Source organism: Streptomyces sp. S3(2020), from assembly GCF_013044505.1.
Classification (GTDB): domain Bacteria; phylum Actinomycetota; class Actinomycetes; order Streptomycetales; family Streptomycetaceae; genus Streptomyces.
Map to the genome: position 1 here is coordinate 1 of NZ_JABERD010000136.1, position 25853 is coordinate 25853.

Consider the following 25853-nt stretch of genomic DNA (forward strand, 5'->3'; position numbering starts at 1 on the left):
TTCGCACTGCGACATCTGCTCTTAGTCGTTGAGGTTTTGTTTTTTTTTTCAAAACGAATACGGCACCCGACTTGCTCAGGAGTCTCGTGGTCTCGGACATGTGTATACGCGACAGTTATCTCACCCCCGTTCACCTGCCCCTTCTTCGACGTCACATGCCCCGCCCCCGGCGAGGCCAGCCAGTGCAGCGTGGCGGCGATGTCGCCGGGTGTCCCGGCGCGACCGTTGGCGGTGTCGGCGATGAGCCGGGCACGGCGGGCGGGGTCGATGGCCGGGCCGAAGAACTCGGTGTCCTCGATGTAGCCGGGCGCGACGACGTTCACGGTGATCCCGCGCGGCCCGAGCTCCCGGGCCAGGTCATGGGCGTACGGATGCAGCCCGGCCTTGGCCGCCGCGTACGCCCCGCTGCCGGAGCCCCGGTAGGCGGCGACGGAGCTGACGAACAGCACCCGCCCGCCGGGCTCGGCGAGCCGCTCCTTCAGGGCTTCGGTGAGCAGCGCCGCGGTCAGCAGATTGAGCCGGAAGTTGACGGTCCAGTTGTGGGCGACGGCGTCCAGCGGATCGTCGCCGGAGGCGGGCGGTTCGAGCTGTCCGGTCCCGCCCGCGCTGTGGACCAGCACATCCACGGTCCCCAGCTCCCGGGCGACGAACCCGGCGACCTCCCGCACACCGCGCGGGTCACTCAGATCGGCCGCGTAGGTCAACGCCCCCGGCACCCCGGCCTTCTCCAGCACCTCGGCCCGCCGCCCGAGCAGCAGCACCCGGTCCCCGTCCGCCGCGAAGGCCTGCGCCGCCGCGAGCCCGATCCCCGTACCGCCACCACTGATCACGATGTTGCGAGACATGCCCCCACCCTAAGAAGGGCCGCCCGCACAGCCGTCGCCCTTTACACGACTGCCATACGACGGACAGATCACCGCAGGCTGCGCACGTCGAGATGTCTCAGCACCCGGTCCACGACCTCGGGATCGGCCCCCGGCTCGCTCCGCGCCGCGAGCACCTCGTGCCGCGCGGCGCTCATCATCTCGCCCTGGATCCGCCGCACCCGCTTCAGCCGCTTCACCCGCTGCTCGTGGGCCTCCCGCCGCTCCTCGTCCCCCATGTCCGGACTGATCCGCACCCCGATGTCGAAGGCCCGCCGCAGCATCTGCTCGGACAGCTCCTCCGGCAGCTCCTCGACCTCCTCGATCTCCCGCAGCCTGCGCTTGGCCGCCTTGGCCGCCCGGATCGCCAGCGTCTTCTCGAACTCCTTCTCCCGCTCGGTGTCGGCCTTCACACCGAGCTTCCTCACGAGCCACGGCAGGGTCAGCCCCTGGAGCACGAGCGTCGCCATGATGACCCCGAACGCGACGAAGACGATCTCGTCCCGGTCGGGAAACGCGGATCCGTCGTCGGTCTTCAGCGGGATCGCCAGGGCCAGCGCCACGGACGCCACCCCGCGCATCCCGGACCACCACATGACGACGGTCTCCCGCCAGCTCATCGGGATCTCCTCGGCGTAGTCCTGCTTCGCGTGCAGCCGCTTGGCGACCCAGGTCGCGGGCAACAGCCACAACAGCCGTACGAGGACGACGACCCCCACGATCGCGGCGGCCCAGCCGAGCATCTCGCCCCACCGCCCGGACGCGGTCCGGATGGCGTTGTGCAGTTCGAGCCCGATCAGCCCGAAGGCCACGCCGGTGACGAGCGTGTCGACGATGTCCCAGAACGTGTGCCCGGCGAGCCGGGTGAGCACGTCGTCGGCGTCGGTGGCGTACTCGGCGAGGAAGAGGGCGGTGGTGAGGACCGCGAGCACCCCGGAGCCGTGCAGCTCCTCGGCCAGCACGTAGGAGGCGTACGGCACGAGGAGGGTGAGGCCGATCTGGAGGGTCGCGTCGTCGAGCAGGTTCATGAGCCGGTTGGCGCCCCAGCCGAGGGCCACGCCGACCACGACGGCGACCACGGCGGACAGCACCAGGTCGAGGCCGGCCCGCCAGGGCGAGAACGTGCCGCTGACCGCCGCGGCGATCGCCACGTGGTAGAGCACGATCGCCGTCACGTCGTTGAAGAGCCCCTCGCCCTCCAGGATCGACACCAGCCGGCGCGGCAGCCCGAGCTGCCCGGCGACGGCGGTCGCCGCGACCGGGTCGGGCGGTGCGACCAGCGCCCCGAGGGCCACGGCGGCGGCGATCGGCAGCCCCGGCACGATCGCGTTGGCGACGACGGCCACACACAGGGTGGTGACGAACACCAGCGCCACGGCGAGCAGGAAGATCGGTCTGATGTTGGCCGCGAACTGCCGCCAGGAAGTCCGCCGTACGGCGGCGTAGAGCAGCGGTGGCAGCAGGAGCGGCAGGATCAGCTCCGGCGGGATCTCGACGTTGGGCACGAAGTCGAGCAGGGCGAGGACCATCCCGAGCAGGGTCATCAGCACCGGCGCCGGCAGCCCGACCCGGTCCCCGACCGGGACGCTCACCACGGCCCCGAGCAACAGCACGAACAGCAGGGCCAACTGATCCACGGTCAGCACTCCGATGAGCTCTGGGCGTTCGGACGACAGACCTCAAGCGTGCCACGCCACGGCTCTCACCAGCGTTTTCGGCACCCTGTGTCACAGGGTGCCGCCCTCGCTACAGCGCGCGCCGCATCCCGCGGTGCGCCATCCCCGCCTCCAGGTACTCCGGCCCGTACGCCTCGTACCCCAGCCGCTCGTAGAACCCCAGCGCATGTGTCTGCGCGTGCAGATCCACCGCGGCCAGCCCCAGCGCGCGTGCCGCGTCCTCGATGGCCCGCACGAGCGCGACACCGACGCCCAGTCCGCGCACGTCCTGGGTGACGGCGAGCCGCCCGAGCGACCCCAGCGTCAGATCACCGCCGACCTTCTCCGCGGCCCGGGGGCCGTGCAGCAGCCGCCCGGTGCCCAGCGGCACCCCGTCCTCCCGCACGGCCAGCACATGTACGGCGGCGGCGTCGTACGCGTCGTACTCCAGGTCCTCCGGCACCCCCTGCTCGGCGACGAAGACCTCCTTGCGCACCGCGAAGCACAGCTCGCGGTCGGCGGGGTCCTCGGCGACCCGGACCGCGTACGACGGCAGGCTCATCCGTACGTCTCCTCGCGGACCTGGTCCAGGGCCTTCTGCAGGTCGGCCGGGTAGTCGCTCTCGAACTCGGCCCACTGGCCGTCCCCGGGGTGCTCGAAGCCGAGGCGGACGGCGTGCAGCCACTGGCGGGTCAGGTGCAGCCGCTTGGCGAGCGTCGGGTCGGCGCCGTAGGTCAGGTCGCCGACGCAGGGGTGGCGGTGGGCGGCCATGTGGACGCGGATCTGGTGGGTGCGGCCGGTCTCCAGCTTCACGTCGAGCAGGGAGGCCGCGCGGAACGCCTCGATGAGGTCGTAGTGGGTGATCGACGGCTTGCCCTCCGCCGTGACCGCCCACTTGTAGTCGTGCTGGGGGTGGCGGCCGATGGGCGCGTCGATGGTGCCGCTCGTCGGGTCCGGGTGGCCCTGCACCAGCGTGTGGTAGCGCTTGTCGACCGTGCGCTCCTTGAACTGGCGCTTGAGCGAGGTGTACGCCCGCTCCGACTTGGCGACCACCATGAGACCGGAGGTGCCCACGTCGAGCCGGTGCACGATGCCCTGGCGCTCGGCGGCGCCGGACGTCGAGATCCGGTACCCGGCGGCGGCGAGCCCGCCGATCACGGTGGTCCCGGTCCAGCCGGGCGACGGGTGGGCGGCGACCCCGACGGGCTTGACGATGACCACCACGTCATCGTCGTCATGGATGATCTCCATGCCCTCGACGGGCTCGGCGACGATCTGCACGGGCGCGGGCGCCCCCGGCATCTCGACCTCCAGCCAGGCCCCGCCGTGCACCCGCTCGGACTTGCCGACCACGGCCCCGTCGACCTGGACCTTGCCCGTCGCGGCCAGCTCGGCCGCCTTGGTGCGGGAGAAGCCGAACATGCGGGAGATGGCGGCGTCTACGCGCTCGCCCTCCAGGCCGTCGGGCACGGGCAGGGTACGGATCTCGGGAACTGTGCTCACCCGTCGAGTATGCCGGACACCACCGACACCCCCGTAAACGAGCCCCTCAGTCCTTGTGGACGGTGCCGTCCGGGTCGAGGCCCTTGAAGGACAGCAGCACGATCAGGATGCCGCCGCACACGATCGCCGAGTCGGCCAGGTTGAACACCGCGAAGTGCTTGGGCGCGATGAAGTCCACGACCGCGCCCTCGAAGACGCCCGGCGAGCGGAAGATCCGGTCGGTGAGATTGCCGAGCGCACCGCCCAGCAGCAGGCCCAGCGCGATCGCCCAGGGCAGGCTGTAGAGCTTGCGGGCGAGCCGGGCGATCACCACGATCACGGCGGCCGCGATCACCGTGAAGATCACGGTGAAGGCCTCGCCGAAGCCGAAGGCCGCGCCCGCGTTGCGGATCGCCTCGAACTTCAGCCAGTCCCCGATGATCTCGATCGGCGCGTGGTGCTCCAGCTTGGCGACCACGATCATCTTGCTGACCAGGTCGAGGACGTACGCGAACGTGGCGACCGCGAACAGCACGGCGATCCGCCGCTTCCCCCTGGGCCGCGCCTCGGCGCTCCCCTGCCCCTCCGCACCGGCTGACTGCTCCGGCTCGGCCTCCGCCCCCTCCGGGGAGTCCGGCGTACCGATGATGCGCTCCGCCTCTGTCACGTGAGTCCCTCGACCTAGGTACCTGACTGAGGACGAGGGTACGGCACGCCCCACCGCACGATCAGTACCGGCGTTCCTGCTTCTGCTTGCACTCCACGCAGAGCGTGGCCCGCGGGAACGCCTGCATGCGCGCCTTGCCGATGGCGTTGCCGCAGTTCTCGCACAGGCCGTACGTGCCCGCGTCGAGGCGCTGCAGGGCCCGCTCGCTCTGTTCGAGCATCTCTCGCGCGTTGGCCGCGAGGGACATCTCGTGCTCGCGCGTGATGTTCTTGGTGCCGGTGTCCGCCTCGTCGTCGCCGGCGCCGCCCCCGGAGTCCCGCATCAGACCCACCAGGGACTCCTCGGAGGTCGTGATCTCGGAGCCCAGCCGCAACACCTCGGACTGCAGCTCGGCACGCGCCTCCGCGATCTCCTCCGGCGTCCAGGGGTCCTCGCCGGGGCGGACCGCGAGCTCGCCCGGCACCACCGCCGCGGCGAGGCGTGCCTTGGGGACGGCGGTCTTCGCCGCCGTGGCCGTGCCAGAAGTCTTCTTCGCAACCACCGTCGTGGCTCCCGTCTGCTTCGCGGCCTGCGCCGCGCCCGCTTTCTTGGCCGTGCTCTTGCCTGCCGCGCTCTTCGTGGAGGTGCTCTTCGTGGAAGTGCTCTTGGCGGCAGTGGTCTTCTTGACTGCCGCATTCGACGCCGCCGTCTTCTTGGCCGCCTTCTTGGCCGCCGTCTTCTTCGCGGCGGCCTTCTTGGCCGCCGGTCTCTCGGGCTCTTCCTCCTCGACGGTCTTCCGCGCGGGTGCCGCCTTGGACTCCGTGGCCTTCGCCGTGGCCTTCTTGGCCGCGGTCTTCTTCGCGGGGCTCTTGGCCGCCGCCTTCCTCGCGGCGCCGCCCACCGTCTTCACGGCCTTGTCGGCGCGCCCCTCGCCGTCCCCCTGTGCGCTCTTCTTCCCACCCACGTCCTTGGCCGCACCCCCGGAGGCCTCGGCAGTCCCCGAGCTGCCCGACGCCGACTGCTGTACGGCGGTCTTCTTCGCCACCATGGCCGCGGCCCCTTCACATATTGTGATCTTGCACGCGAATCGTGCTGGGACGATAAATCGACTTGAGTCCCGCGGCAACGGGGCACACCGCCCGATTCGCCCGGCTCGCGCATGGGGCGCGCCGAACCTGCAAGCGTTGTGCCCAGCTCCCCGCCGGGTAATCCGCCGTGTCGTGCGTCCCAGAATCCGAACACGCGTACCGCTCCATTCGGGTCACTCCCGGCCGTCCGGCGCCCGCGTCCCCCGCGCCCGGAAAACCGGTCGGCCGCTGTCCGTGCGGCGCCGTACACTGGGCGGAGCGAGAAGCGTGGATGGGGACGAGTAGCGGCGTACGCAGCCCAGAGCGACCCGGGGACGGTGGAAGCCCGGGGGCGAGCGCGACGTGAAGATCACCCCGGAGCCGCCGGAAGAAGCCCCCTGTGGGGCGGTAGACCCGGCATCGCGACCCCAATGAGGGGGCTCATCGGTGTGGAAGGCGCACCGGGGAGCCAAGGAGGGTGGTACCGCGGGAGCGCGCCGAAACCGGCGTACACAAGACAGCTCTCGTCCCTCCGGACGGAAGGCAGCAAGTCCGCCGGAGGAAGCTCGCTGATGACATCGCCTACGTACCGCCAGGTGCCCGCCCAGGTCGACCTGCCCGCCCTCGAGCACGCCGTGCTCGATTTCTGGCGCGAGCAGAAGATCTTCGCCAAGAGCCTGGAGCAGTCCGAGGGCCGCCCCGAATGGGTGTTCTACGAGGGCCCGCCCACCGCCAACGGCATGCCCGGCGCCCACCACATCGAGGCGCGCGTCTTCAAGGACGTCTTCCCCCGCTTCCGCACCATGCGCGGCTACCACGTGGCCCGCAAGGCCGGCTGGGACTGCCACGGCCTCCCGGTGGAGCTCGCGGTGGAGAAGGAGCTCGGCTTCTCCGGCAAGCAGGACATCGAGGCGTACGGCATCGCGGAGTTCAACGACAGGTGCCGCGACTCCGTGCTGCGCCACACCGACGCCTTCTCCGAGCTGACGACCCGCATGGGCTACTGGGTCGACCTCGACGACGCCTACGTCACGATGGACCCCGAGTACATCGAATCGGTCTGGTGGTCGCTCAAGGAGATCTTCAACAAGGGCCTGCTGGTCCAGGACCACCGCGTCGCCCCCTGGTGCCCCCGCTGCGGCACCGGCCTCTCCGACCACGAGCTGGCGCAGGGCTACGAGACGGTCGTCGACCCGTCCGTGTACGTCCGTTTCCCGCTCACCTCCGGTCCGCTCGCCGGTGAGGCCGCGCTCCTGGTGTGGACGACCACGCCCTGGACGCTGGTCTCCAACACCGCGGTCGCCGCCCATCCCGAGGTCACCTACGTCGTCGCCACGAACGGCGAGGAGAAGCTCGTCGTCGCCGAGCCGCTCGTCGCCAAGTCGCTCGGCGAGGGCTGGGAGACCACCGGCCAGTCCTTCACGGGCGCCGAGATGGAGCGCTGGACCTATCAACGTCCGTTCGAGCTCGTGGAGTTCCCGGAACCGGCACATTTCGTCGTCAACGCCGAATACGTCACGACCGAGGACGGTACGGGCCTGGTCCACCAGTCCCCCGCCTTCGGCGAGGACGACCTCAAGGTCTGCCGCGCCTACGGCCTGCCCGTGGTGAACCCCGTCCGCCCCGACGGCACCTTCGAGGAGGACGTCCCCCTGGTCGGCGGCGTCTTCTTCAAGAAGGCGGACGAAAAGCTCACCGAGGACCTCCAGCAGCGCGGCCTCCTCTTCCGGCACATCCCGTACGAGCACAGCTACCCGCACTGCTGGCGCTGCCACACCGCGCTCCTCTACTACGCGCAGCCGTCCTGGTACATCCGCACCACCGAGGTCAAGAACCGTCTCCTCCAGGAGAACGAGAAGACCAACTGGTTCCCGGACACGGTCAAGCACGGCCGCTTCGGCGACTGGCTCCAGAACAACATCGACTGGGCGCTGTCCCGCAACCGCTACTGGGGCACCCCGCTGCCGATCTGGCGCTGCGAGGACGACCACCTGACCGTGGTCGGCTCCCGCGCGGAGCTCACCGAGCTGACCGGCACGGACCAGTCGGGCCTGGACCCGCACCGCCCGTTCATCGACGACGTCACCTTCGACTGCCCGCGGTGCGCGAAGACGGCCACGCGCGTGCCGGAGGTCATCGACGCCTGGTACGACTCGGGTTCGATGCCGTTCGCGCAGTGGGGCTACCCGTACAAGAACAAGGAGCTGTTCGAGAGCCGGTACCCGGCGCAGTTCATCTCCGAGGCCATCGACCAGACGCGCGGCTGGTTCTACACCCTCATGGCCATCGGCACCCTGGTCTTCGACAAGTCCTCGTACGAGAACGTCGTGTGCCTCGGCCACATCCTCGCCGAGGACGGCCGCAAGATGTCCAAGCACCTGGGCAACATCCTTCAGCCGATCCCGCTGATGGACCAGCACGGCGCCGACGCGGTGCGCTGGTTCATGGCGGCCGGCGGCTCCCCGTGGGCGGCCCGTCGCGTGGGCCACGGCACGATCCAGGAGGTCGTCCGCAAGACCCTCCTGACGTACTGGAACACGGTCGCCTTCCAGGCCCTGTACGCGCGTACGTCGAACTGGGCGCCGTCCGCGGCCGACCCGGCCCCGGCCGACCGCCCGGTCCTGGACCGCTGGCTGCTGTCCGAACTCCACGCGCTCACCGACCAGGTGACGCAGGCTCTGGAGGCGTACGACACCCAGCGCGCCGGCAAGCTCCTGTCCGCGTTCGTCGACGACCTGTCCAACTGGTACGTCCGCCGCTCCCGCCGCCGCTTCTGGCAGGGCGACAAGGCCGCGCTGCGCACGCTGCACGAGGTCGTCGAGACGGTGACGAAGCTGATGGCCCCGCTGACCCCGTTCATCACCGAGCGGGTCTGGCAGGACCTGGTGGTTCCGGTCTCCCCGGACGCCCCGGAGTCGGTGCACCTGGCGTCCTGGCCGGAGGCGGACCTCGACGCCATCGACCCGGAGCTGTCCAGGCAGATGGTCCTGGTGCGCCGGCTCGTGGAGCTGGGTCGGGCCACGCGCGCGGAGTCGGGCGTGAAGACCCGTCAGCCGCTGTCCCGGGCGCTCATCGCCGCGACCGGCTTCGACGCCCTCGACCGTGAACTGCACGCGCAGATCACGGAGGAGCTGAACGTCGAGTCCCTGGCGTCGCTGAGCGAGGTCGGCGGCAGCCTGGTGGACACCACCGCCAAGGCCAACTTCCGCGCCCTGGGCAAGCGTTTCGGCAAGCGCGTCCAGGATGTGGCGAAGGCCGTCGCGAACGCCGACGCGGCCGCTCTGTCCCTCGCCCTGCGCGAGGGCACGGCGTCGGTCGAGGTCGACGGCGAGACGATCACCCTGGCTCCGGACGAGGTGATCATCACGGAGACCCCGCGCGAGGGCTGGTCCGTGGCGTCCGACTCGGGTGCGACGGTCGCTCTCGACCTGGAGATCACCGAGGAGCTGCGGCAGGCGGGCCTCGCCCGTGACGCGATCCGTCTGATCCAGGAGGCCCGCAAGAACAGCGGCCTCGACGTGGCCGACCGCATCGCGCTGCGCTGGACGTCCACGGACCCGGCGGTGATCGCCGCCCTGGCCGAGCACGCGGGCCTGATCGCCGACGAGGTCCTGGCGACGGACTTCCAGCAGGGTGAGGCGGACGACACATACGGCGACGCCTTCACCGACGAGGGTCTGTCGCTGACGTTCCGCCTGCGCAAGGCATAACGGCACGGTGCCCGAAGGGCCCGGTCTCCCCTGGGAGGCCGGGCCCTTCCACGTGCCGTGACTCCACCCGCCCAAGGGGCGCGAGGAACTGCGCGATCAACCACAGCCGCGCAAAAGGGCGAAGCCCCGGATCAAAACCCGGGGCCTCGCCCTGAACGCTGCCGACGCCTAAGGCGTACTACAACTCGTCAGTTGTCGTCCTCGTCGATGAGGAACCCGCGCATCGGCGACGGGGCCTGACCCATCGGGCCGGGGCCCTGCGGCCGGACCGGAGCCATCGGCTGGGTCATCGCGGGCGACATCTGCTGCTGGCCACCGTAGGACGGCGCCGCCGGAGCCGGGGCTCCGCCCATGCCGCCCGGGTTGCCGCCGTACGACGGGGCGCTCGCGCCGGCCGGGGCCATGGAGGGCGCCGGGGACGGCGGAAGCGACGCGGCCGCGGGGGTGCGCGGCGGGGCCAGCGAGTCGTCGGCCTGGGTCTCCAGCTGACGCAGCTGCGACTCCAGGTAGGACTTCAGCCGCGTGCGGTACTCGCGCTCGAAACCGCGCAGGTCCTCGACCTTGCGCTCCAGCGTGGCGCGGGCGGACTCCAGGGAGCCCATCGCGACGCGGTGCTTCTCCTGCGCGTCCCGCTCCAGGGCGTCGGCCTTGGCACGGGCGTCACGCTCGAGGCCCTCGGCACGCGAACGCGCCTCGCCCACGATCTTGTTGGCCTCGGAACGGGCCTCGGCGATCGCCTGGTCGGCGGTCTGCTGGGCCAGCGAGAGGACACGGGCGGCGCTGTCGCCACCGGGGCCCTGACCGGGGCCGCCCATCGGGCCGCCACCCATCGGACCGCCCATGGGGCCACCCATCGGACCGCCCATGGGGCCGCCCATCTGCTGCTGCATGGGGGGCTGGCCACCCATCGGTCCCTGACCCATAGGACCCTGGCCCATCGGCCCCTGACCCATAGGGCCTTGACCCATCGGCCCCTGACCCATGGGACCGGGACCCTGCGGGCCACCCTGACCACCGCTGGGACCGGCGGGCAGCTGCGGCGCACCGCTCGGCAGCTGGGGCGGACCGCCCATGGGGCCGCCCATCTGCTGCTGCGGCGGGCCCGATATGCCGGCCGGCACGGGGCCGCCGGGCCCACGCATGCCCTGCTGCGGCATTCCACCCTGCTGCGGCATACCCTGCTGCGGCATTCCGCCCTGGGGCGGCATACCCTGCTGCTGGTCCTGGGGGCCGCCGGGGCCCTCCGGAGGCTTGCGCATGTTCTGCTGGTTCTGGGCAGCAGCACGCGTCGCCGCGGCCAGTTTGGCGCGCAGGTCCTCGTTCTCGCGCAGCAGGCGCGTCAGTTCGGCTTCGACCTCATCGAGGAAGGCATCGACCTCGTCCTCGTCATAGCCTTCTCGGAGGCGGACGGTCGTGAACTGCTTGTTCCGCACGTCCTCGGGGGTCAACGGCATCTCTTCACCTCAACGTAGTCATCGGCAGTCGGCAAGACCGTATCGTCCACTGTCACCTCGCGAGATTGCCCACGATAGAGATCAAGATGTAGACGATGATCATCAGTACGAAGAAGGACAGGTCGAGCGCCACGCCCCCGAGACGCAGCGGCGGGATGAACCGCCGCAGAAGCTTCAGCGGTGGATCGGTGACAGTGTAGGTGGCCTCCAGAACGACCACCATCGCCTTGCCAGGTTGCCACGAGCGGGCGAACTGGAAGACGTAGTCCATGACCAACCGGAAGATGAGCACGATGAGGAACACCATCAGCGCGATGTAGATCACCTGCGCGAACACGCCCATGGTCTGTCTTTCCCTCTCCCCTGTTCCGTACTTCTTACCGGTCGGCTATCTCAGCTCTGATTGAAGAACCCGCCCTCTGCGATACGGGCCTTGTCCTCCGCCGTGACATCGACGTTAGCAGGCGACAACAGGAACACCTTCTGCGTCACCCGCTCGATGCTGCCGTGAAGACCAAACACCAAACCGGCCGCAAAGTCGACAAGTCGCTTGGCGTCTGTGTCATCCATCTCAGTCAGATTCATGATCACCGGGGTGCCCTCACGGAAGTGTTCCCCGATGGTACGGGCCTCGTTGTAGGTCCGCGGGTGAAGCGTGGTGATCCGGTAAGGCTCTCGTTCCGACACGACCTTGGGCATGATCACCGGCGCGTTCTTCTCCAGGCTTTGACGTTCTTGTGTGATGGACGCCACGGGCGCGATCCGTGCGGGGCGTCCGGATTCAGCGGCCAGCGAAGCGGAACGGGCTACCGGCTCGCGCGACACCGATGGCTGTACGATTCGCACCTCTTCGTCCCTTTGGGACTGATGTGCACTGTGCGCCTGGTGCACCGGTTCATGCCGCCGGTGGTCACGCTCGGGCTCCGGGTCCAGTTCGGGTTCGAAGTCGTCGTCGGGGTCGAAACCGCGGCCGTCGTAACCATCGTCCTCCACGAGGCCGAGGTAGACCGCCATCTTGCGCATCGCGCCGGCCATGCTCTGAGTCCTCCGCTCTGTGGTGGATCGGCTGACGAACTGCCAAGTGCCCGCGATCCACGTGGTCGTTACACCCGCCTATCGGCGGTAATGACCATATTTTCTGCTGTGGTCCGACTTCCTGGCGACGTTACCCGAGCCTCGCGCGGACTCCGAGTACCGCCGTACCGACGCGCACATGTGTCGCTCCGGCCGCCACGGCCTGCTCGAGATCCGCACTCATCCCTGCCGACACCATGTTCGCAGCCGGATGGGCTCTGCGCAGGTCGGTCGACAAATCCATCAACCGCTCGAACGCCGCGAGTTCGCGTCCCGCGTAAACACCGGTGAGCGGTGCGACGGTCATCAGACCCGCCAGCCGCAGACCCGGCGCCGCCGCCACGAGTTCGCCCAACTCTTCGATTCCACCGGGTCCGACTCCTCCGCGCTCCCCGCGTCCGCCCTCGTCCGCGTCGAGCGCGACCTGGATCAGACAGCCGAGTTCCCGCTCCTGCCGCTCCGCTTCCTTGGAGAGCGCGGTGACGAGTCGACCACGGTCGACGGACTGCACCATATCGGCATAACCAGCCACAGACCGCACCTTGTTGGTCTGCAACTGGCCCACGAAATGCCAAGTCAGCGGCAGATCCGAACACTCGGCGGCCTTGGGTGCCGCGTCCTGGTCCTTGTTCTCGGCGACGTCGCGCACACCGAGTTCCGCCAGCATCCGCACATCGCTCGCGGGGTAGGTCTTGGTGACCACGATCAGGGTCACCTCCTCGCGCTTGCGGCCCGCGGCCGCGCAGGCGGCGGCGATACGGTCCTCCACCTGCGCCAGGTTCGCGGCGAGTTCGCCCTTACGGTCCGTCATGTTCTCTCAGTCCAGCCAGACATATCCCGCGAGTCGCCCCGTGGAGCGATCGCGGCGGTACGAGAAGTGGTCGCCCGATTCGAGCGTGCACACCGGCGACTGCTCCCGGTCGCGCACCCCGAGCCGTTCGAGCTGCGCGTGCACTCCGGCGGTCACGTCCACCGCGGGAGTGCCCCAGCTCGTCTCGGCGTACGCCGCCGGTTCGACGGCGGCCACGTCGGCGCGCATCGCGTCCGGCACCTCGTAGCACCGGCCGCAGACGGCGGGTCCGGTGCGGGCGACGATCCGGGCGGGCTCGGCGCCGAGTTCGGTCATGGCCCGTACGGCGGCGGGGACGACCCCGGCGATCATGCCGGGCCGCCCCGCGTGGGCCGCGCCCACGACTCCGGCGACAGGGTCGGCGAGCAGCACGGGCGTGCAGTCGGCGGTGAGGACGGCGAGGGCGAGGCCGCGCTCCGCGGTGACGACCGCGTCGACCTCCGGCACCGGACGGTCGCCCCACACCTCGGAGACCACGGCCACCTCCGCTCCGTGCACCTGGTTCATCCAGACCACCCGGCCGGGGTCGATCCCCAGCGACTTGGCGGCCAGTTCACGATTCGTGCGTACGGCGTCGACGTCGTCGCCGACCGCCCCGCCGAGGTTGAGCTCCTCGTACGGAACGGCGCTCACCCCACCCCACCGGTCGGTGAAGGCGAAGTGCGCGCCGCTCACAGTGCTCGTTGCGGAGCGCTGTCCTATCACTTCAGGAAGTCCGGCACGTCCAGCTCCTCGGCCGCGCTGTCCGAGTAGGTCCGCGACGGCGGCACCGGCGGGGAGACCGGGAGGTCGGCGACCGGCTCGGGCGCGGGCTCCGGCTCCTCCTTCGGCGTGACGCTGCCGAGCGAGCCGAAGGACGGACGGCTCTCGGTCTGCCGTACCGGAGTGGGCTCCTCGCGGCGGGCCGAGGACGAAGCCGAACCGAGGACGTTGTCCCGGCGGGCCGGCGGCTGGCCGCCGTCGAAGCCGGCCGCGATCACGGTGACCCGGACCTCGTCGCCGAGGGCGTCGTCGATGACCGCGCCGAAGATGATGTTGGCCTCGGGGTGGGCCGCCTCGGAGACCAGCTGGGCGGCCTCGTTGATCTCGAACAGGCCGAGGTCCGAGCCACCGGAGATGGAGAGCAGCACGCCCCGGGCGCCGTCGATGGAGGCCTCCAGGAGCGGCGAGGAGATCGCCATCTCGGCGGCGGCCACCGCGCGGTCGTCGCCGCGGGCCGAGCCGATGCCCATGAGAGCCGAACCGGCCTCGGACATGACCGACTTGACGTCGGCGAAGTCGAGGTTGATCAGACCCGGCGTGGTGATGAGGTCGGTGATGCCCTGGACGCCGGAGAGCAGGACCTGGTCGGCCGACTTGAAGGCGTCGAGGACCGAGACCTGGCGGTCCGAGATGGACAGCAGCCGGTCGTTGGGGATGACGATGAGGGTGTCGACCTCTTCGCGGAGTTCCGCGATGCCGTCCTCGGCCTGGTTGGCCCGGCGCCGTCCCTCGAAGGTGAAGGGCCGGGTGACCACGCCGATGGTGAGGGCGCCGAGGTTACGGGCGATGTTGGCCACGACGGGTGCGCCGCCGGTGCCGGTGCCGCCGCCCTCGCCGGCCGTCACGAAGACCATGTCGGCCCCCTTGAGGACCTCCTCGATCTCCTCGCGGTGGTCCTCGGCCGCCTTGCGGCCGACGGCCGGGTTGGCTCCGGCGCCGAGTCCGCGGGTGAGTTCACGGCCGACGTCGAGCTTGACGTCGGCGTCGCTCATCAACAGCGCCTGAGCGTCGGTGTTGATGGCGATGAACTCGACGCCCTTGAGACCGACCTCGATCATCCGGTTGATGGCATTGACACCACCGCCGCCGACACCGATGACTTTGATGACTGCGAGGTAGTTCTGCGGTGCTGCCACGTCGAAGGCCTCTCGCCTCGAGTTACGTGTCGTCGTCTCGCGGGAGATGCGATACGCGACGGATGCCGAATGGGACGGTCCATAGCGCCGACCCGAACCCTAACGTTGAAGTTTAGGGTTACCAGTGTGTCTGTTCCCTGGAGTCTTCTGAACAGGACACTAAGTCGACAAGTGGCGCACGTTCAACGAACACGCCGAACCTCCCGTTTTTCTTTTCACCCTATGTGATCAGCCGTAGCGGTAGCCAACCAGGGTGCTGGCCTGCGCGGATGTACGTCAACTCCCTGATGACGCAGGGGCGGTGGGAACCGAGACGTCGAAGTACCGCGCGCCGGGCGCCGCTTTCAGAAGAGCGGTGAGCGTACGGGCCTTGGCGGCACCCTTCTCGCCGCTCCCCCACGCGACGGTCCGGCCGTCGCTCAACTCCAGCGAGATGTCGTCGTACGAACGCACCTTGACGGTCCGGGCGCGCTTCGCGACGGCGGCCGGAATGTCACCGGCGACCCGGACGGCTTCGCGTACGAGCCGGTCCTCGCCGAAGCGGCGCAGGCTCGCGGCGGCGGAACCCGACTCGGAGACCGTCAATTCCAGTGCGGGAACGCCTTTCGGGGCCCGGGAAACCGTGGCAAAACGGACTCCGTCATCGTCCACTTCGACAAACTTTCCGCCCTTTTCGACAATCAGAACCGGAGTACGCTCGACCACTTTCAGACCGATTCCATGGGGCCAGGAGCGGACCACGTCAACCGAGTCAATTCGGGGCAATTTCCGGAGCAACCGTGCCTCGATCGCGTCGATGTCGACGGAAATCAGCGGCGATCCGACCGGCACGTCGGCCGCCTCGCGCACCTGTCCGGGCGTCAGAACACCGGTGCCGGAGACCGACACGCGCTCCACACGCAGCCACTGCGAGCCGTACAGGGCCCAGACGCCGCCCGCGCCCAGCAGGACCAGGACGGCGGCGAGAACGATGATCGTACGAGGCTGAGGCACCCTCAACCGTCGGACAGGGGGCGGGCCGGACGACTCCTGCTGGCGTTCACCGCGCTCGGCGGTCGTCGTTCCGGCCACGCTGCCTGCCCTTCGTCACATGTGCCTAGCGGTGTGCACGGTTGGCGGCGATCGCCTCGTACACCATGCCGACGAGCAGGTCGTCGGCGTCCCTGCGGCCGAACTCGGCGGCCGCACGGGACATCTGGTAGAGCCGGTGCGGGTCGGCGAGCACGGGCAGCACGGTCTGCTGGATCCACTCGGGGGTCAGCTCCGCGTCGTCGACCAGCAGACCACCGCCGGCCTTGACCACCGGCTGGGCGTTGAGCCGCTGTTCGCCGTTGCCGATGGGCAGCGGGACATAGGCGGCCGGGAGTCCGACGGCGGAGAGTTCGGCGACGGTCATCGCGCCCGCGCGGCAGAGCATCATGTCGGCCGCGGCGTACGCGAGATCCATCCGGTCCACGTACGGTACCGGGATGTACGGGGGCATCCCCGGCATCTGCTGCACCTGCGGCAGTTCGTTCTTCGGGCCGACCGCGTGCAGGACCTGGATGCCGGCCTGCTGGAGCCAGGGGGCGACCTGCTGGACGACCTCGTTGAGGCGGCGGGCGCCCTGGGAGCCGCCGGAGACCAGGAGGGTCGGCAGGTTGGGGTCGAGGCCGAACATCGCGCGGGCCTCGGGGCGGGCGGCGGCCCGGTCGAGGGTGGCGATGGTGCGGCGCAGCGGGATGCCGATGTAGCGGGCGCCCCGCAGCTTGCTGTCCGGGGTGGAGACGGCGACCTGGGCGGCGTACCGCGAACCGATCTTGTTGGCGAGGCCCGGGCGGGCGTTGGCCTCGTGGATCACGATCGGTACACCGAGGCGCTTGGCGGCGAGATAGCCGGGCAGGGCCACGTACCCGCCGAAGCCGACGACGGCGTCCGCCTTGGTGCGCTCCAGGATCTGCTCGGCGGCCTTGATCGTGCCGCGCAGCCGGCCCGGGACGGTGATCAGCTCGGGGGTGGGCTTGCGTGGCAGCGGCACCGCCGGGATCAGCGCGAGCTCGTAGCCCCGCTGCGGGACGAGCGTGGTCTCCAGGCCGCGCTCCGTGCCGAGGGCCGTGATCCCCACGGTCGGGTCCTGCCTGCGCAGGGCGTCCGCGAGGGCGAGCGCGGGCTCGATGTGGCCGGCGGTCCCCCCACCGGCGAGTACGACATGCACCGAAATTCACCGCTCTCCGGACGAACGCGCCGAGGCACGCCGTCGCATCGTGTTCCATCTCCGAGGCCCCGTGGGTCCCCCGCCTCCCCGCTTTCTACCAAAGCGGGGCTGCCGCAGCGAAAGCGCTGCCCGCGCAGCGGGCTCGTCACGTGCGAAGGCGATCAGCAGCCCGATGGCGAACATGGTCGGCAGCAGGGCGGATCCCCCGTAGGAGAACAGCGGGAGCGGGACGCCGGCGATCGGCAGCAGGCCGAGCACCGCACCGATGTTGATCACCGCCTGTGCGGTGATCCAGGTGGTCACGCCACCCGCGGCATACCTGACGAAGGGGTCCTCCGTGCGGCCGGCCACGCGGATACCCGCATAGCCTAGAGCCGCGAAGAGGGCGAGCACCGACAGCGTCCCCGCCAGGCCCAGTTCCTCACCGGTGACGGCGAAGATGAAGTCCGTGTGCGCTTCGGGTAGTTGGCCCCATTTTTCCACACTGGCGCCGAGCCCGGAGCCGAAGATTCCGCCGGATGCGAGCGCGTAGATTCCGTGCACGGCCTGCCAGCAGGCGTCGCCCGGGCCCGGGTCGGTGGCGCCGATGCACTGGAGCCGGGCCATCCGGTTGGGGCTGGTCTTGATGAGGATCATGCCGATCGCGGCGGCGACCGACAGCACCCCGACGAACAGCCGGGTCGGCGCCCCCGCGAGCCACAGCAGGCCGAAAAGGATCGCTGTGAGGATGATCGCGGTGCCCATGTCGCCACCGAGCATGATCAGCCCGAGCAGCATGAAGGCGACCGGGACGAGCGGCACCAGCATGTGCTTCCACTGGGTCAGCAGCTTCTTGTCCTGCTTACGGGCCAGCAGGTCGGCGCCCCACAGCACCAGGGCGAGCTTGCCGAACTCACTGGGCTGGATCTGGAAGGAGCCGCCGAGCGCGATCCAGTTCTGGTTGCCGTTGACCGCCATCCCTATCCCCGGCACCTGCACCAGCGCCATGAGGAACACGGCGCCCGCGAGGATCGGGTAGGCCAGCGCCCGGTGCAGCTTCACCGGCATCCGCGAGGCCACGAGCAGCAGCACGGCGCCGATCGCGGCGGCGAGGAGCTGCTTGCGGAAGAAGTACGAGCCCGGCAGCGACATCTGCAGCGCCTTGATCTGGGAGGCCGAGTAGACCATCACCAGACCGAGCACGGTGATCAGCAGACTGCCGCCGAGGATCAGGTAGTACGCCGTCAGCGGCCGGTCCCAGGCCTTACGCGCGCGTGTGTAGAGCCGTAGGACGGGATTCTGGCGCGCTGTCCGGGAAGCGGCGGGACGTCTGACGGCCCGTTGCACGGGCGGTCGGCCGGTACGGCTGCTGGGCATCAGAGCCTCCGCTACGTCGGTCAGGAGCCGAGTTCGCGAACCGCCTCCGCGAACGCGTCACCGCGCTTGTTGTAGTTGGTGAACATGTCCATGGAGGCACAGGCCGGGGCCAGCAGCACCGTGTCGCCGGGCCGAGCCAGCCGCTTCGCCTCCGTCACCGCCTGGAGCATCGCCCCAGTGTCGGTCCGGTCGAGGTCGACGACGGGTACTTCCGGCGCGTGTCGCGCGAGGGCTTCGCGGATCAGAGCCCGGTCGGCGCCGATCAGAACCGCGCCGCGAAGTCGCTTTGCCGACTTGGCGACCAGCTCGTCGAAGGAGGCGCCCTTGGCGAGCCCGCCCGCGATCCACACGATGGACTCGTACGCCGCCAACGAGGCTTCCGCCGCGTGGGTGTTGGTGGCCTTGGAGTCGTCGACGTACGCGACACCGTCCACGTCGGCCACGTGCGCGATGCGGTGCGCGTCCGGCGTGAAGGCCCGCAGACCGTCCCGTACGGCATTGGGGGGCACCCCGAAGGCGCGTGCGAGCGCCGCCGCGGCAAGGGCGTTGGCGATGTTGTGCGGGGCCGGCGGATCGACGTCGGAGACCTCGGCGAGTTCCTGGGCGTTCTTCTGCCGGTTCTCGACGAAGGCGCGGTCGACCAGGATGCCGTCCACCACACCGAGTTGGGAGGGGCCCGGGGCGCCGAGGGTGAAGCCGATGGCCCGGCAGCCCTCCTCGACGTCCGCCTCGCGCACCAGGTCCTCGGTCGCCTTGTCGGCCACGTTGTACACACAGGCGATGCGATTGCCCTCGTAGACACGGCCCTTGTCGGCGGCGTAGGCCTCCATGGAGCCGTGCCAGTCGAGGTGGTCCGGCGCCAGGTTCAGGACGGCGGCGGAGTGGGCGCACAGGGAGGGCGCCCAGTGGAGCTGGTAGCTCGACAGTTCCACGGCCAGGACGTCGTACGGCTCGTCGCCGAGGACCGCGTCCAGCAGGGAGACGCCGATGTTGCCGACGGCGGCGGTGCGCAGGCCCGCCGCCTTCAGGATGGACGCCAGCATCTGGGTGGTCGTGGTCTTGCCGTTGGTGCCGGTGATCGCGAGCCAGGGGGCTGCTTTCCTGCCGTCCTGGCCGCGCAGCCGCCAGGCGAGCTCCACGTCGCCCCAGATGTCGACGCCGACCTCGCGGGCCGCCGTGAACAGCGGCTTGTCGGGCTTCCAGCCGGGTGCGGTGACGATGAGTTCGGTGCCCTCGGGCAGGGTCGCGCCGTCGCCGAGGCGGACGGTGATGCCGAGCGCCTCCAGTTCGGCGGCCTGCTCACGCGCGCGTGCGTCGTCGCCGTCGTTGACGACGGTGACCACCGCCCCGCGCGCGTGCAGCGCCTTGGCCGCCGGGATGCCGGAGACGCCGAGTCCGGCGACGGTGACGCGCTTGCCCTGCCAGTCGAGAGGCTCCGAGGAGGTCACTTTTCTGCTGCCCATCCCGCGTAGAAGAGACCCAGGCCGACGATCACACAGATGCCCTGGATGATCCAGAAACGGACCACCACGAGGACTTCGGACCAGCCCTTGAGTTCGAAGTGGTGCTGGAGCGGTGCCATGCGGAAGACGCGCTTGCCGGTGAGCTTGAAGGAGCCGACCTGGATGACGACCGACATCGTGATGAGGACGAACAGACCGCCCATGATGGCCACGAGGAGCTCGGTGCGGGAGCAGATCGCCAGGCCCGTGAGGACACCGCCGAGGGCGAGCGAACCGGTGTCGCCCATGAAGATCTTCGCCGGCGAGGTGTTCCACCACAGGAAGCCGAGGCAGGCGCCCATCAGCGCCGAGGCGATGACCGCCAGGTCCAGGGGATCTCGTACCTCGTAGCAGGCCCCCGGGTTGGTCAGGGTCAACGCGTTGGCGCAGGACTCCTGGAACTGCCAGACACCGATGAAGGTGTAGGCACCGAAGACGAGCACGGAGGCGCCGGTGGCCAGGCCGTCCAGACCGTCCGTCAGGTTCACGCCGTTCGACATCGCGAGGATCATGAACAGCGCCCAGACCACGAACAGCACGGGGCCGATCTTCCAGCCGAAGTCCGTGATGAACGACAGCTTGTCGGAGGCCGGGGTGTTGTTGCGGGCGTCCGGGAACATCAGCGCGAGCACCGCGAAGCTGATGCCGACGATCAGCTGGCCGGCCATCTTGGCCTTGGCCCGCAGGCCCAGCGAGCGCCGCTTGACGATCTTGATGTAGTCGTCGAGGAAGCCGACCAGTCCCATGCCGACCATCAGGCCGAGCACCAGCAGACCCGAGTAGGTCGGCGGGTAGCCGGTGATGACCTTGGACAGGAAGTAGGCGGCCACCGTCGCGAAGATGAAGGCGATACCGCCCATCGTCGGCGTACCGCGCTTGCTGGCGTGCTCACGCGGGCCGTCGTCGCGGATGTACTGGCCGTACCCCTTGCGCGCGAGCAGCTTGATCAGCAGCGGAGTGCCGACCAGGGTCAGGAACAGACCAATGACTCCTGCGAACAGGATCTGCTTCATCATCGGGCGGCAACCTCACCCTCGGCGCCGAGCAGCGCCGTGGCGACGCTTTCCAGGCCGACCGAACGGGACGCCTTCACGAGTACGACGTCTCCCGGGCGCAGCTGACTGCGCAACAGGTCGACCGCCGCCTGTGCGTCGGACACGTGCACCGACTCCTCACCCCACGAACCCTCGTTATATGCGCCCAGTTGCAGCCAGGACGCTTCCCTGCCCCCGACCGCGACGAGCTTGCTGACGTTGAGCCGGACGGCGAGCCGTCCGACCGCGTCGTGCTCGGCGAGCGCCTCGTCCCCGAGCTCGGCCATCTTGCCGAGCACCGCCCAGGTCCGCCGCCCCCGGCCCATGGCTGCCAGGGCGCGCAGGGCGGCCCGCATGGACTCTGGGTTGGCGTTGTAGGCGTCGTTGACGACGGTCACGCCGTCCGGGCGCTCGGTGACCTCCATCCGCCAGCGGGAGAGGGAGCCCGCCTCGGAGAGCGCGGTGGCGATCTCTTCCGCGGACATGCCCAGCTCATGGGCGACGGCGGCCGCTGCGAGCGCGTTCGACACGTGGTGCTCACCGTACAGGCGCATGGTCACGTCGCTTGCACCGGAGGGTGTGCGAAGCCTGAAGGAGGGCTGTCCGGTGTCCGTGAGTCTCACGTTCTCGGCGCGTACGTCCGCTTCGTCGGACTCTCCGAAAAGGATCACCTTCGCCTTCGTACGGGATGCCATGGCCCGTACGAGGGGATCGTCGGCGTTGAGAATCGCCGCGCCGTCCTCGGGCAGCCCCTCGACGATCTCGCCCTTGGCCTGCGCGATCTGCTCCCGGCCGCCGAACTCGCCGATGTGGGCGGTGCCGACGTTGAGGACGAGGCCGATCTTCGGGGGCGTCAGATCCGTGAGGTAGCGGATGTGGCCGATTCCGCGGGCGCCCATCTCCAGGACGAGGAACCTCGTCTCGTCGGTGGCGCTGAGGGCGGTCAGCGGCAGCCCGATCTCGTTGTTGAAGGAGCCGGGGGTCCACACCGTCGGCGCCTTGCGCTGCAGCACCTGGGCGATCAGGTCCTTGGTGCTGGTCTTGCCGGCCGAGCCGGTCAGGGCGACGAGGGTCGCGCCGAGACGTCGTACGACATGACGGGCGAGCGCGCCGATGGCCCGCTGGACGTCGTCCACGACGATCGCGGGCACCCCGACGGGACGCGATGCCAGTACGGCGACCGCGCCCGACGCGACGACCTGCTCGGCGAAGTCGTGGCCGTCCACGCGTTCGCCGACGAAGGCGACGAAGAGACTGCCGGGCTCCACCTCGCGGGAGTCCCGGACCACGGATCCGGTGACCTGGACGGACGGATCCGGTATGTCGTGGGTCTGCCCGCCGACGACTGAGGCGATCTCGGCGAGAGAGAGGGCGATCACAAGTTCATCCCTGGGTCTTCTGGATGGCTTCTCGAAGCACCTGGCGGTCGTCGAAGGGACGGACCACTCCGGCGATGTCCTGGCCCTGCTCGTGGCCCTTGCCGGCGACCAGCACGGTGTCCCCGGGCCGGGCGCGGGCGACGGCGGCGGCGATCGCGGCAGCCCGGTCCTCGAAGACCTGGACCTCACCGCGCTCGTGTGCTGGTACGGACGCCGCGCCCTGGAGCATGGTTGCAAGGATCGCGAGCGGGTCCTCCGAGCGGGGGTTGTCGGAGGTCAGTACGGCGGTGTCGGCGAGCCGGGCCGCGGCGGCGCCCATGGGCGCGCGCTTGGTCCTGTCGCGGTCGCCGCCGCAGCCGAGCACGATGTGCAGCCTGCCCTCGGTGACCTTGCGGAGCGCCTTGAGCACGGACTCGACGGCGTCCGTCTTGTGCGCGTAGTCCACGACCGCGAGATACGGCTGTCCGGCGTCCACCCGCTCCAGGCGTCCCGGCACGCCCGGCACCGCGGCGATGCCGTCGGCGGCGGTCTGCGGGTCGAGGCCCGCGGCGGCGAGGGCGGTGATCGCGGCGAGGGTGTTGGCCACGTTGAAGGGCCCGGCGATCGGCGACCTGGCGGCGATCCGTTCGTCCTTGGGGCCGACCGCGGTGAACGTCGAGTCCATCGGGCCGACCTGGACGTCCTCGGCACGCCAGTCGGCGTCGGGGTGGCCCTCGGCGGAGAAGGTGACGACCGGGACCGTGGCTTCGGTGACGAGCCTGCGGCCGTACTCGTCGTCGAAGTTGACCACGCCGTGCCGGCTGCGCTGCGGTGTGAAGAGCTGTGCCTTGGCCCGGAAGTAGTCCTCCATGTCGGAGTGGAACTCCATGTGCTCCGGGCTGAGGTTGGTGAAGACGGCGATGTCGAAGACACAGCCGTCGACCCTGCCGAGCACCAGCGCGTGGCTGGAGACCTCCATCGCGACGGCCTCGACACCGCGCTCGCGCATGACCGCGAACAGGGCCTGGAGGTCGGTGGCTTCGGGGGTGGTGCGCTCGGACTTGATGCGCTCGTCGCCGATCCGCGTCTCGACGGTGCCGATGAGTCCGGTGCTGCGGACGGCCTTCAGGCCGCCCTCCACGAGATACGCGGTGGTCGTCTTTCCGGAGGTGCCGGTGATGCCGATCTGGAGCAGATCGCGGCCCGGACGACCGTAGATGGTGGCCGCGAGTTCGCCCATCCGCGCGCGCGGGTCGTCGACGACCAGCACCGCGAGCCCCGTCGCCGCGGCGCGCTCGGCGCCGGCCGGGTCGGTCAGCACGGCGACCGCGCCGAGGCCGGCGGCCTGGATGGCGAAGTCGGCGCCGTGCAAGCGGGCGCCGGGGAGGGCGGCGTACAGGTCGCCGGGGCGGACGGCCCGCGAGTCATGGGTGATGCCCGTGACGTCCGCGGTGCCTGTCGAGGTCTCCGGCCGTACGACACCCAGCTGATCGGCGAGGTCCGCGAGGGGTGTGGCGGAGATCTGAACCGGCCTGGGCGGCCCCGGATATGTCACGGGATGGCCCTTCTGGGTGGTTTGGGACTGATCAGCGTGTGGCACGGCGGTGAGCGTACCGGGCACACCCCGTTCGGAGCGAAGTGAGGGCAGGGGCGCGCCCTGGTTCCCGGAATCGGGAGTGATCGTTGTCACGAGCTGGTTCCTGAGTGGTTCCGTGCCGAACAGTGCGGGTCAGGGTGTGAAGGTGACGGGGAGGCTGGCGGACTTGGCCCCGGTGGGCGGGACCTGGAGGGTCTTCAGAGCGAACTCCATGACCTGCTTGTAGACGGGTCCGCAGATCTGGCCGCCGAAGTAGCTGCCCTTGGTGGCGTTCTGGATGGCGCAGTAGACGGTGACACGGGGCTTGTCGGCGGGCGCGAACCCGGCGAACGACGAGGTGTAGCCGTGGTACTTGCCGGTGGCCGGATCCACGCGGTTGGCCGTACCCGTCTTGCCCGCGACCCGGTAGCCGGGGATGCGCGCCTTGGTGCCGGTGCCCTCCCGGTCGTCCACGACCGACTCCAGCATCCGGGCGAGGGTCTTCGCCGTCTTCTCGCTGATCACCCTGGACTTCTCGGGCTTCGCGGCGGGCGTGAAGCGTCCGTCGGGTCCCTGGGTGCCACGGACGAGGGTGGGTTCGACGCGTACGCCGCCGTTGGCGATCGTCGAGTAGACGGACGCGGCCTGCATCGCGGTGAGGGAGACGCCCTGGCCGAAAGGAATCGTGTACTGCTGCGAGGTCGACCAGTCCTGCGGCGCCGCGAGGATGCCCTTGGTCTCGCCGGGGAAGCCGAGACCGCTGTAGCTGCCGAGACCGAACTTGCGCAGGTACGAGTAGAGGATCTGGTTGGACCGCGCCTGCGTCTTGCCGAGCTGGCCGGTCGCCAGGATGGTGCCGATGTTGCTGGACTTGGCGAGCACTCCGTTGAGCGTGAGGTTCCACGTCTCGTGGTCGATGTCGTCCTTGAAGAGCCGGTCGCCGCGGTGCAGCCGGTTGGGTACGACGACATGCGTCAGCGGCGTCGCGACGTTCTCCTCCAGCACGGCGGCCATCGACAGGACCTTGGCGGTGGAGCCGGGCTCGTAGGCGTCCTCCAGCGCCCAGTTGTGCAGGGTGCTCGGGTCGGCCTGGGACAGGTCGCCCGGATCGAAGCCGGGCGAGTTGGCCATGGCGAGGATCTCGCCGGTCCGGGTGTCCTGCACTATCACGTACCCGCGGTCCGCCTTGGACTTCTTCACCTGCTCGGTGATGGCGTCCTGCGCGGCCCACTGGATGTCGCGGTCGATGGTGAGCTCGACGTCGCTGCCGGGCACCGCCGGGGTCTCGGTGGAGCCCGCGGTCGGGACCTGGCGGCCACCGGACTGGGCGTAGCGGATCTTGCCGTCCTTGCCGGACAGCAGGGTGTTCAGCTTCTGCTCGACCCCACCGCCGCCCTTGCCGTCGGCGTTGACCCAGCCCAGTATCCCGGCGGCCAGGTCGCTGTTCGGGTACACGCGCTTGCTGGTGGCGACCGCGAAGACACCGGCGAGGACGTTGACGGTGGTGGGGTCGTCCTCGGCCTTGGCGGCCAGTGCGCTCTTGAGGTCCTTGATCTGCTTCCAGACCTGCGGTGTCTGCCGGCCGGCGAGCTTGACGTACTGCCCCTTGGTCCGCAGCTTCTCGGTCAGCTCCGCCTGTTCCTGGCCGAGGATCGGGGCCAGCAGGGCGGCCGCCTGCTCGGGCCCGTCGTCGATCTTGAGCTGCTTGCGGCTGAAGAGCGTGGGGTCGGCCGTGATGTCGTACGCGTCCACGCTGGTCGCCAGGGCCACGCCGGAGCGGTCGGTGATCTGACCGCGCTCGGCGGCCAGGGTGTAGCCGACGTACCGGTTCTGCTCGGCCTGGGCGGCATAGGTGCTCGCGTCGACGGCCTGGACCTGGAGCAGCCGTACGGCGAAGGCGATCAGCACGAGGGTCAGGGCGAGGCTGACCATGCGGAGCCGGGGCCGGGGGCTGCCGAGCCGGATGACACGCGGGGCCGCGGGGCGTGCGGCCGCGCGCGGTCGAGGGCGGCCGGCGGCACGGGGTGGTGGGGCTCTCGCCGGGCGGCGGGGCGGTGGCCGCGGGCCGGGCGGTCGGTACGGGCGTACGTCTGTCCGCGCCGCGGCGGACCGTCGTGCTCCGGCTGCTCCGGCT

20 protein-coding genes and 1 pseudogene are annotated in these 25853 nt (G+C 69.9%); 1 reads left to right on the forward strand and 20 read right to left on the reverse strand.

Annotated elements, in window-relative coordinates:
• Nucleotides 1–122: 122 nt before the first annotated feature.
• The 6 genes and pseudogenes from HLK59_RS33050 to HLK59_RS33075 all read right to left on the reverse strand — a co-directional run.
• Nucleotides 123–845: pseudogene (locus HLK59_RS33050) on the reverse strand (SDR family oxidoreductase); the annotation flags it as partial.
• A 68-nt stretch (nucleotides 846–913) separates the two neighbouring features.
• Nucleotides 914–2500, reverse strand: a complete 1587-nt coding sequence (locus HLK59_RS33055) for a Na+/H+ antiporter (RefSeq protein ID WP_171145266.1) — start codon at nucleotides 2498–2500, stop codon at nucleotides 914–916.
• Nucleotides 2501–2609: 109 nt separating this feature from the next.
• On the reverse strand, nucleotides 2610–3080 hold the full coding sequence (locus tag HLK59_RS33060) for a GNAT family N-acetyltransferase (protein WP_171145267.1): 471 nt from the start codon (nucleotides 3078–3080) through the stop codon (nucleotides 2610–2612).
• Nucleotides 3077–4021, reverse strand: coding sequence for an RluA family pseudouridine synthase (locus HLK59_RS33065; RefSeq protein WP_171145268.1), 945 nt, complete (start codon nucleotides 4019–4021; stop codon nucleotides 3077–3079). Before HLK59_RS33065 ends, HLK59_RS33060 begins: the two co-directional genes overlap by 4 nt.
• A gap of 46 nt (nucleotides 4022–4067) precedes the next feature.
• Complete coding sequence (gene lspA / locus HLK59_RS33070) at nucleotides 4068–4667, reverse strand: signal peptidase II (RefSeq protein ID WP_171145269.1); 600 nt, start codon at nucleotides 4665–4667, stop codon at nucleotides 4068–4070.
• Nucleotides 4668–4728: 61 nt separating this feature from the next.
• Complete coding sequence (locus HLK59_RS33075; RefSeq protein ID WP_171145270.1) at nucleotides 4729–5694, reverse strand: TraR/DksA family transcriptional regulator; 966 nt, start codon at nucleotides 5692–5694, stop codon at nucleotides 4729–4731.
• A gap of 591 nt (nucleotides 5695–6285) precedes the next feature.
• Here HLK59_RS33075 and ileS point away from each other — a divergent pair.
• Nucleotides 6286–9423, forward strand: coding sequence for an isoleucine--tRNA ligase (ileS, locus tag HLK59_RS33080; RefSeq protein ID WP_171145271.1), 3138 nt, complete (start codon nucleotides 6286–6288; stop codon nucleotides 9421–9423).
• Nucleotides 9424–9611: 188 nt separating this feature from the next.
• Here the strand turns inward: ileS and HLK59_RS33085 are convergent, their stop codons facing one another.
• The 14 genes from HLK59_RS33085 to HLK59_RS33150 all read right to left on the reverse strand — a co-directional run bounded on the left by HLK59_RS33085 (nucleotide 9612) and on the right by HLK59_RS33150 (nucleotide 25651).
• Complete coding sequence (locus HLK59_RS33085; protein ID WP_171145272.1) at nucleotides 9612–10877, reverse strand: DivIVA domain-containing protein; 1266 nt, start codon at nucleotides 10875–10877, stop codon at nucleotides 9612–9614.
• Nucleotides 10878–10929: 52 nt separating this feature from the next.
• A complete protein-coding gene (locus HLK59_RS33090) occupies nucleotides 10930–11220 on the reverse strand; it encodes a YggT family protein (protein ID WP_037937545.1) in 291 nt (96 codons plus the stop codon).
• Nucleotides 11221–11270: 50 nt separating this feature from the next.
• Entirely contained in the window at nucleotides 11271–11912 is a 642-nt protein-coding gene (gene sepF / locus HLK59_RS33095) for a cell division protein SepF (protein ID WP_171145273.1), read from the reverse strand.
• Nucleotides 11913–12042: 130 nt separating this feature from the next.
• Nucleotides 12043–12762, reverse strand: coding sequence for a YggS family pyridoxal phosphate-dependent enzyme (locus tag HLK59_RS33100; RefSeq protein WP_171145274.1), 720 nt, complete (start codon nucleotides 12760–12762; stop codon nucleotides 12043–12045).
• A 6-nt stretch (nucleotides 12763–12768) separates the two neighbouring features.
• Nucleotides 12769–13506, reverse strand: a complete 738-nt coding sequence (gene pgeF / locus HLK59_RS33105; RefSeq protein WP_171145275.1) for a peptidoglycan editing factor PgeF — start codon at nucleotides 13504–13506, stop codon at nucleotides 12769–12771.
• A complete protein-coding gene (gene ftsZ / locus HLK59_RS33110) occupies nucleotides 13503–14699 on the reverse strand; it encodes a cell division protein FtsZ (RefSeq protein ID WP_171145276.1) in 1197 nt (398 codons plus the stop codon). The genes pgeF and ftsZ overlap by 4 nt, the downstream gene beginning before the upstream one ends.
• A gap of 276 nt (nucleotides 14700–14975) precedes the next feature.
• Entirely contained in the window at nucleotides 14976–15770 is a 795-nt protein-coding gene (locus tag HLK59_RS33115; protein ID WP_171145277.1) for an FtsQ-type POTRA domain-containing protein, read from the reverse strand.
• A gap of 25 nt (nucleotides 15771–15795) precedes the next feature.
• A complete protein-coding gene (gene murG, locus HLK59_RS33120; protein ID WP_171145278.1) occupies nucleotides 15796–16893 on the reverse strand; it encodes an undecaprenyldiphospho-muramoylpentapeptide beta-N-acetylglucosaminyltransferase in 1098 nt (365 codons plus the stop codon).
• A 6-nt stretch (nucleotides 16894–16899) separates the two neighbouring features.
• Complete coding sequence (ftsW, locus tag HLK59_RS33125; protein ID WP_171145279.1) at nucleotides 16900–18249, reverse strand: putative lipid II flippase FtsW; 1350 nt, start codon at nucleotides 18247–18249, stop codon at nucleotides 16900–16902.
• Nucleotides 18250–18269: 20 nt separating this feature from the next.
• Nucleotides 18270–19712 carry a UDP-N-acetylmuramoyl-L-alanine--D-glutamate ligase gene (gene murD, locus HLK59_RS33130; RefSeq protein WP_171145280.1) on the reverse strand — a complete coding sequence of 481 codons (1443 nt, stop codon included), beginning with the start codon at nucleotides 19710–19712 and terminating at the stop codon, nucleotides 18270–18272.
• Nucleotides 19694–20767, reverse strand: a complete 1074-nt coding sequence (gene mraY, locus HLK59_RS33135) for a phospho-N-acetylmuramoyl-pentapeptide-transferase (RefSeq protein ID WP_171145281.1) — start codon at nucleotides 20765–20767, stop codon at nucleotides 19694–19696. Before mraY ends, murD begins: the two co-directional genes overlap by 19 nt.
• Nucleotides 20764–22164, reverse strand: a complete 1401-nt coding sequence (gene murF, locus HLK59_RS33140; protein WP_171145282.1) for a UDP-N-acetylmuramoyl-tripeptide--D-alanyl-D-alanine ligase — start codon at nucleotides 22162–22164, stop codon at nucleotides 20764–20766. Before murF ends, mraY begins: the two co-directional genes overlap by 4 nt.
• Nucleotides 22165–22168: 4 nt before the next feature.
• Nucleotides 22169–23833: a UDP-N-acetylmuramoyl-L-alanyl-D-glutamate--2,6-diaminopimelate ligase gene (locus HLK59_RS33145; RefSeq protein WP_171145283.1), complete on the reverse strand. Its 1665-nt coding sequence runs from the start codon at nucleotides 23831–23833 to the stop codon at nucleotides 22169–22171.
• Nucleotides 23834–23872: 39 nt separating this feature from the next.
• Nucleotides 23873–25651: a penicillin-binding protein 2 gene (locus HLK59_RS33150; protein WP_171145284.1), complete on the reverse strand. Its 1779-nt coding sequence runs from the start codon at nucleotides 25649–25651 to the stop codon at nucleotides 23873–23875.
• Nucleotides 25652–25853: the final 202 nt, after the last annotated feature.